This window comes from Lichenihabitans sp. Uapishka_5 (assembly GCF_033947565.1).
In the GTDB taxonomy this organism is placed as follows: Bacteria; Pseudomonadota; Alphaproteobacteria; order Rhizobiales; family Beijerinckiaceae; genus Lichenihabitans.
The window spans coordinates 21,406-28,837 of sequence record NZ_JARPVX010000052.1; the positions used below are offsets into that span (position 1 = coordinate 21,406).

General features: G+C 70.3%; 8 protein-coding genes. 3 read left to right on the forward strand and 5 right to left on the reverse strand.

Features of this window, described 5'->3' with window-relative positions:
- The first annotated feature begins 49 nt into the window (after window positions 1-49).
- The 3 genes from P7D22_RS15900 to P7D22_RS15910 all read left to right on the forward strand — a co-directional run bounded on the left by P7D22_RS15900 (window position 50) and on the right by P7D22_RS15910 (window position 3,837).
- The gene (locus tag P7D22_RS15900; RefSeq protein ID WP_319935234.1) at window positions 50-847 is read left to right on the forward strand and encodes an undecaprenyl-diphosphate phosphatase; all 798 of its coding nucleotides are present in this window, start codon (window positions 50-52) and stop codon (window positions 845-847) included.
- Window positions 848-891: 44 nt separating this feature from the next.
- A complete protein-coding gene (locus tag P7D22_RS15905) occupies window positions 892-2,469 on the forward strand; it encodes a D-aminopeptidase (RefSeq protein WP_319935235.1) in 1,578 nt (525 codons plus the stop codon).
- Window positions 2,470-2,580: 111 nt separating this feature from the next.
- Window positions 2,581-3,837, forward strand: a complete 1,257-nt coding sequence (locus tag P7D22_RS15910; protein WP_319935236.1) for an AGE family epimerase/isomerase — start codon at window positions 2,581-2,583, stop codon at window positions 3,835-3,837.
- Here the strand turns inward: P7D22_RS15910 and P7D22_RS15915 are convergent.
- The 5 genes from P7D22_RS15915 to P7D22_RS15935 form a co-directional block, all read right to left on the reverse strand.
- Window positions 3,831-4,100, reverse strand: coding sequence for a GlsB/YeaQ/YmgE family stress response membrane protein (locus P7D22_RS15915; protein ID WP_319935237.1), 270 nt, complete (start codon window positions 4,098-4,100; stop codon window positions 3,831-3,833). The two genes, P7D22_RS15910 and P7D22_RS15915, sit on opposite strands and share 7 nt — an antisense overlap.
- Window positions 4,101-4,150: 50 nt before the next feature.
- Window positions 4,151-4,768, reverse strand: a complete 618-nt coding sequence (locus P7D22_RS15920; protein WP_319935238.1) for a putative colanic acid biosynthesis acetyltransferase — start codon at window positions 4,766-4,768, stop codon at window positions 4,151-4,153.
- Entirely contained in the window at window positions 4,765-5,955 is a 1,191-nt protein-coding gene (locus tag P7D22_RS15925) for a glycosyltransferase (protein ID WP_319935239.1), read from the reverse strand. Before P7D22_RS15925 ends, P7D22_RS15920 begins: the two co-directional genes overlap by 4 nt.
- A complete protein-coding gene (locus tag P7D22_RS15930; protein ID WP_319935240.1) occupies window positions 5,952-7,139 on the reverse strand; it encodes a glycosyltransferase family 4 protein in 1,188 nt (395 codons plus the stop codon). The genes P7D22_RS15925 and P7D22_RS15930 overlap by 4 nt, the downstream gene beginning before the upstream one ends.
- A partial coding sequence (locus P7D22_RS15935) for a hypothetical protein (RefSeq protein ID WP_319935241.1) occupies window positions 7,130-7,432 on the reverse strand: 303 nt, incomplete at its 5' end. The genes P7D22_RS15930 and P7D22_RS15935, both read right to left, overlap by 10 nt.

Genomic DNA, 7,432 nt, shown 5'->3' on the forward strand with positions numbered 1-7,432 from the left:
CGAAGCCCGTTACAGGGGGGCCGCTGCGACGCAACAAGGAGCCGGCCGCGTGGATCTGCTGAACACCATCCTCCTCGGCATCATCGAGGGGGTGACCGAGTTCCTGCCGATCTCGAGCACGGGGCACCTGTTGATCGCCGAACATTGGCTCGGCGCCCGCTCGGACATGTTCAACGTGGTGATCCAGGCGGGCGCGATCCTGGCCGTCACGGTCATCTATTGGCGCAAGCTGATGGCCCTGGCGCTCAACTGGCGGGTGCCGGCCGTGCAGTCCTATATCGGCAAGCTGGTTCTCGCCTTCCTGATCACCGGCGTGCTCGGCCTCCTGGCCAAGAAGCTCGGCTTCAAGCTGCCCGAAACCATCACGCCCATTGCCTGGGCGATGTTGATCGGTGGCTTCTGGATCCTCGGGGCCGAGGCGGTGGCGGCCCGGCAAGCGCCGCGCACCGACGTGAGCTGGTTCACCGCCACCGTGGTGGGGCTGGCCCAGATCGTCGCCGGCCTGCTGCCCGGCACCTCGCGCTCGGGCGCCACCATCTTCGCGGCCATGCTGAGCGGCACCAGCAACCGGGCGGCCGCGACCGAGTTCTCATTCCTGGTCGGCATTCCGACCATGTATGCGGCGAGCCTCTTCGAGCTGCACGACCAGATGAAGGCGGGCGCCGCGCACGAGCCCTGGAGCGAGGTCGCGCTGGCCTTCGTGGTGGCCACGATTACGGCTTTCGTGTCGGTGAAATGGTTGCTGCGCTACATCCAGAGCCATCGCTTCACGGCCTTTGCGGCCTATCGCATCGTGTTCGGCCTCGTGCTGCTCGGTCTCGCGGCCAGCGGCAAGGGCCCGGCTTGACGGGCAGGCTTGGCAGGCGAGCGCCGTCCCGCCACACTGTGCGGATGACCGACCGACTCGAGCGCGCCCTCAAAATCCTGCCTCGCACCTATCCCGGACCGGGTGGCGCCGTGGCGGTGCTGCGCGACGGCGTCGTGCTGGCGCGCCATGCCTGGGGTTACGCCAATGCCGAGCGGCGCCTTCCCTTCACGCCCCACACCCTGTTCCGCATGTGCTCGATCACCAAGCAGTTCACCTGCGGGCTGGTGCTTGATGCCTTTGCCGACCCGAGCGTGCTCGATGCGGAGGTGGCGGCGCGGCTGCCACGGCTCACCGAAGCACCGCCCGGCCTGCTGCACCTTTGCCACAACCAGTCCGGCCTGCGGGATTATTGGGCGGTCGCCATGCTGCAGGGCTCGCCCGTCGAGGCGCCCTTCGCGGATCGCGAGGCCGAACGGCTGATCCGCGCCAACCGGACCCTGCAGTTCCGGCCCGGCACGCGCTATTCCTATTGCAACAACAATTTCCGACTCCTGTCGGACATCCTGGAGGACCGCGCCGGCGAGGATTTCGCCACCCTGCTGCGCCGCCGCCTGTTCGACAGCGTCGGCATGGAGACAGCCTTTCTGGCGGCCGACACCCGCGCGATGCCGGACGGCACCGAAGGCTACGAGGGCAGCCAGGCGGGCGGCTTCCGGGCGGCCGAGAACCGCATCCGCTGGACCGGCGACGCAGGTCTCGGGGCGTCCCTCGACGACATGATCGCCTGGGAACGCTTCATCGACGCCAATCGAAACGACCCCGACAGCCTTTATGGCCGCTTATCGGCCCCGGTCCGCTTCACCGACGGAACACCGGCCACCTATGGGTTCGGGCTCGGCCGGCGCCAGGAGTTCGGCCGCGAGGTCATCGGCCACGGCGGGGCCCTGCGGGGTTGGCGCAGCCACAGGCTGCACGCGGCGGCTGACCGCGTCTCCGTGGTGGTAATGTTCAACCACCTGTCGGACGCGCAAGCGGCAGCGCTCGACCTGCTGGCGGCCGTGCTGGGCGTCGAACGGACCCTGCCCGACGCGCAGCTGCCCGCACCCGCCTGGTTTGGCACCTACCTGGAACCCGAAACGGGGCTGTCGGCCCGGGTGGAGCCCGCGACGCCCGGCCGGGTGCGGCTGCGCTTCGGCCACGCGGCCGAGACCCTCGACCTGCAGCCCGACGGCAGCGCCGGCCACGCAAGCCCGGCCACCCCCGATGGCACCCGCCTGCGCTGGAGCGGCGACGCCTTGTGGATGGAGCGGCCGGGCGAGAATCAGCGCTCACGCCTCGTGCCCTGCACCGGCACCGCCGCGGCCGACATCGCGGGCTGTTACCGCTGCAGCGAACTCGACGCCACCCTCGACATCGCCGGGATAGATGACGCGCTCTACGGTGCCTTTGCGGGCTGCTTCGGGGACGGCCGCATGGAGCTGCTCGAGCCGCTCGGCCCAGACCTTTGGGCCCTGCCCTGCTGGCGCGCCCTCGACCATACGCCGCCGGGCGACTGGACTTTGCGGGTGCGTCGCAGCAACGACGGCTCGGTCGAGGGCATCACGCTCGGCTGCTGGCTGGCGCGCGGGCTCGACTACGCCCGGGTGGCCGACGCCAGCTGACCGATTTCAGCCTGATCGCAGCCTTGCCTGACGGAATGCCAAGCCCCTTCCGGTGCTTGACAACCCAGGCCGGATGCCGTCGCCAGGGCGACAAAACCCGAGGGAGGATGCATGCTCGACGACACAAAGGCGCCCGCGACAGCCTGGCGCCAGCAACCCTATCATCGTGACTGGCTGCTGCGGCAGGCCGGGTCCTTGCTGACGGGCTTCGAGGCGGGCTTCAACCCGCGCGGCGGGTTCTTCGACCTCGACGACGCCGGCCAGCCCGTGCGGAACCCCGATGGCGACAGCGTCCGGGGCCTGCATGCCACGACCCGGATGATCTATTGCTACGCGCTCGGCCACCTGATGGGCCATCCGGGCGCCAGCCGGATGGTGGACCACGGCATGCGGTTCTTGTGGGAGCGGCACCGCGACACCCGCCATGGCGGCTATTTCTGGCAGGTGGACGATGCCGGCCCCCGCGACGATGCCAAGCAGGCCTATGGCCACGCCTTTGTGCTGCTGGCCGGTGCCGCCGCCAAGCAGGTCGGCCATCCGGATGCCGATCGGCTGATCGCCGACGCGCTCGATACGCTGGAACAACGGTTCTGGGAGCCGGCCCATGGGGCCGTGGCGGAAGAGTTTACGGCCGACTGGCAGCCGCTCGGCGCGCCTTATCGCGGCCAGAACTCAAACATGCACCTGACAGAAGCCCTGATGGCCGCCTACGAGGCGACTGGCAATCCGCGCTGCCTTGAGATGGCAGAATCGATCGCCGACCTGCTGATCCGCCGCATCACGGCCAACAATGCGTGGCGCCTGCCGGAGCATTTTTCGGCCGATTGGACGCTCGACCCCGATTATGCGGGATCGGAAATGTTTCGCCCCGCCGGCACGACCCCTGGCCATTGGCTGGAATGGAGCCGTCTGCTGGTGCAGCTTTGGCACGCCGGCCAGCACCGTCACGCCTGGATGCCGGAGGCGGCCGCGACGATGTTCCGCAAAGCCATCCAGGAAGGCTGGGACCCGGAACACGGCGGCTTCGTCTACACGCTCGACTGGACGGGTTTGCCGCTCAACACCGACAAGATCTGGTGGCCGCTTTGCGAAGCCGTGGGCGCCGCAGCCTTTCTCGATGGCGTCACGCCCGATCCGTTCCACGAGATCTGGTACCGCAGGATCTGGGATTATCTCGGTGCCCATGTGATCGACCGCGATGGTCGCTGGATGCCACAACTTGATCGGGCCAATCAGGCGAAGACGACGCTCTTCACCGGACGGCCCGACCTGTATCACGCGCTGCAAGCCTGCCTCATCCCGCTCCTACCGGCACGAGGCAGCCTGCTGGCGGAGCTGTCGAAGCCCCGCCCCGCCGTGGATCAATAGCGCGAAACGCTCGACGACCGGCCGGAGATGAAGCCCCAGATCCCGAGGACGATGATGGCCCCGATGATGGCACCGATGAAGCCGGCGCCGTCATTCGGGCCGTACCAGCCGATCGCCTGACCCAGGAAGGTCGCCACAAAGGCGCCGACGATGCCGAGCACGGCCGTCATGATGAAGCCCGACGGCTCGTTCGGCCCCGGCATGATGAACTTGGCCACGATCCCGGCCAGGAAGCCGATGATGACGATCCACAGAATATGCATTGGTTTTCCCCTCACGAGCGACACGGTGTCGCCACCAATCCCTATAGCCTTCAAAGCTCGGAAAAGTTCCCGCCGGTCGGGACGGAAGGGGCACCCTCGGCCGTTTCCGGCCGGAAGGCCCGACGCTTGACGGCGCGGGCCGGGTTGCCGCGGTAGACCGTCCAGGCAGCGAGGGTCGTGAAGGTGGTGCCCCGCGCGGCCAGCACGGCCCCCTGTCGGGCCACGACCCCGGGCCCCACGAAGGCCTCGGCCGCGATCCACACATGGTCTTCCAACACGATGCGGCGGGCGACCAGCTGGAAGTGCCGGTCGGCCAGATCGTGGGTGCCGGTGCACAGGTTGGCGCCCTGCGACACCACCACCCGCCGGCCGAGGTGCACCGGCGCGATGTTGTAGCAGGTGACCTTCGGGCCCAGCAGCGCATGGTCGCCCATGCTGAGGTGGGGCGGATACCACACGCGGGCGCTCGACCGGACATTGGCGGTGGGCGCCATGTCGGCCCCGAACCGCACCAGCAGCCAGCGCCGCCAGCGGACCATGGGGGGCGGCGTCCAGACGGCCAGCAGCACCCAGGCCAGTCGCCAAACGAGGCGGAACATCCGGTTGCCGAGGCTGAAGCTCGGGCCGCCCTCGAGCGGCCGGGACAGGTGCGCGTCGAGGATCGTCATAGGAAGGGCTCCGGGTCGTTCAGGATCGCCAGGGTCCTGGCCTGCACGCGCTCGGCCAGAAAATTCTGCAGAAAACAGACGCGGGCCCGGGCGCCCATGGCGGCGCGCTCGAGTGCCGACAAGCCCGCGAAGCCGGCCAGCAGGCGCCCGACGCCCGCCACGCTATCGGGCGCGACGAGGCCGGCGCCGGCCGCCAGGACCGTCGGTGCGATGTTGACCTTCTCGGACAACAGCACCGGCTTGCCGCAACTGAGCGCTTCCGCGACCGCGACGCCGAAATTCTCGCCGTGAGACGGCAGCACGAAGGCGTCGCAGCCATAAAGCGCGCCCCATTTGGCTCCGCCGCGCAGCATGCCGGGCCAATGCAGCCGGTCGGCGATGCCGAGCCGCGCCGCTTCCGCCTGCAGCCGGACGCCGGCGCCCTCGGCATCCGGCCCGGCCAGCACGAGGTGGCGCCCGGCGAGCGGGCCATGGTCCGCCGCAAAGGCCTCGAGCAGCAGGTCGCAGCCCTTCTTCGGGTGCAGGCGTCCGAGGAACAGCCAATAAGGATTGCGACCGAGCCCGGGAACGGCGGCCGCGAAGGCCGCATCGTGGGCAGGCGTGCGCTGCGGCGCCTCGCCGGTGCCATAGCCGGCCACGACACCGCGCAGGCGGTAAGGCCGGAAGGCATCCTGGGCGGCCTGCCGCTCGCCTTCGCTGGTAAACAACACCGCCCGGGCGCCGTTGAGCAGCGGCCCCTCGCTGAGCCACCACGCGGCCTGCTTGCAGCGGTGCTTGGTCGGATGGGCTGTCCGGAACCAGGGGTCGAGCATCCCGTGCGGCCACACGAAATACGGCACCGGGCCACCCGGCAGCACGCGCCGCGCCGCCAGGGCCGCGTAATGCCATAGACCATGCACCACCACCCGGTCGAAGCCGCCGAGGTTGCGGCGCAGCCAGGGCACGAGGTGGGGCGTAAAACCGTAGCGCAGCCACGGCAGGGCACGGCGGGCGCGCCGCACGGCAGGGCTGCCGAGCGGCACCGTGGCGAGCGGACAGCGCCCCACCCAGGGGTCACCCGGCAGATCGAGCGTCGCCACCGTGCGGTCGATCCCGAACTGCCGCCCAGCTGCATCGGCCTCGATCAGGGCCGCCACCGGCCCCCCATAGGCTTCGTCGACCGTCGGCAGGAGGTGCAGCACCTTCATGCAGCCTCCCCGTACGGCCGGCCTGCCCGATCGATCAGCCCCCGATGCAGCGCCAGAACCTCACCCACATAGGCGGGCCAGCCGAAGCTGGCCGCGGCGGCATCGACGGCGGCCGCCTGCCCCATTGCGACCGCAAGCGCGCGATCGCGGTAAAGCCGCTCGAGGGCCGCCATCAAGGGCTCGACCTGCAGCGCCGGCACCACGAAGCCCGACCGGCCGGGCCGCACCAGCTCGGCCGCTCCGACCGCATCGGATACGATCACCGGGACGCCGCAGGCCATGGCCTCGAGGGCAGCCTGGCCGAACCCGTCCTCGGCCGAGGGCAGCACCAGGCAGCTAGCGCGGGCCAGGATGCGTCTCAAGCGGCTGTGCTCGACATGGCCGAGGCGGGTGACGCCGGGCGGGCAATCGACCAGCACGGCCCCGGCGTCGCGCCCCGGCGTGCCGATCAGCACCAGCTCCGCATTTGGCAAGGCCAGCCGGCGCCAAGCCCGCAACAGCACATGCTGTCCCTTGCGGGGCGTGATGAGGCCGATGCAGACCACCAGGAAGCGCGTGCGGTCGATGTCGGACGGGGCGCGGGGATGGAACCGGGCGGCATCGAACCCCGGCCGGAGCACGGCAACCCGGTGTTCTGCGATGCCCGCCTCGGTGAAGCTCCGCGCCACGGCCCGGCTGTCGGCCAGGATCAGGTCGCAACCGGCGATCTCGGCGGCGCGGCGCTCCGCGTCATCGCGGGCACGCGGCTCCGGCTTCAGGCCGAGGTCGTCCCGTGCCCGATCGACCTGGTCCCGAAAGCGGGTCGGATGGCTGGTGACGGGATGGCCTAGCACCGGCGTGCCGTCGCGCCGGGCGCGGGCGATCACCCGGTCGGCCACGGCACCGATCACCACCTCGAGGCTGTCGCAGGGTTGCCAGCGGCGCAGCACGGCGGCCTGCCAGGCGTCGCAAAGGCCTTGGCCGAGGATCGTGCGCAGCCCGCCTGGCGCGGCCCGGAAGGCGGCGCCATGCAGGTAGTGCTTCGGCCACACGTTGTGGCTCTGCCCCGGCCGCAGCCCCAGGGCCGCGGCATCGCGGCCGCGACGGTGGGCGAAATGGAAACAGCCCAGCGCCCCGGCCTCGGCGTAATGCCGGATATAGTCCGGGTAGCGGAAGGTGCCGTTGACGCAGACCGTCACGCGCATGCCGGCACCTCCCAGGGTCGGCGGGGCGCGGCCGCCGGCAGAACCGCAGCAGGCACCGACTCGAGCCGCAGCGCCGCCGCCATAATGCCGATTGCGAACCAGGCGATGCCGATCATGCTGTTCTGCAGCGTCACGTCGTGGACGGCCAGCAACGGCAGCACGAGGCCGGCGTAGCAGGCCGGCTGCAGGTTGCCGCGCCGGGCGGCGCCAAGCGCCGCGACCGCCAACCAGGCCGCGAGGCCCCAGCGGGCCGCGATCAGGCCGAGGCCGAAGAAGGGCCCGAGCTCCTGCAC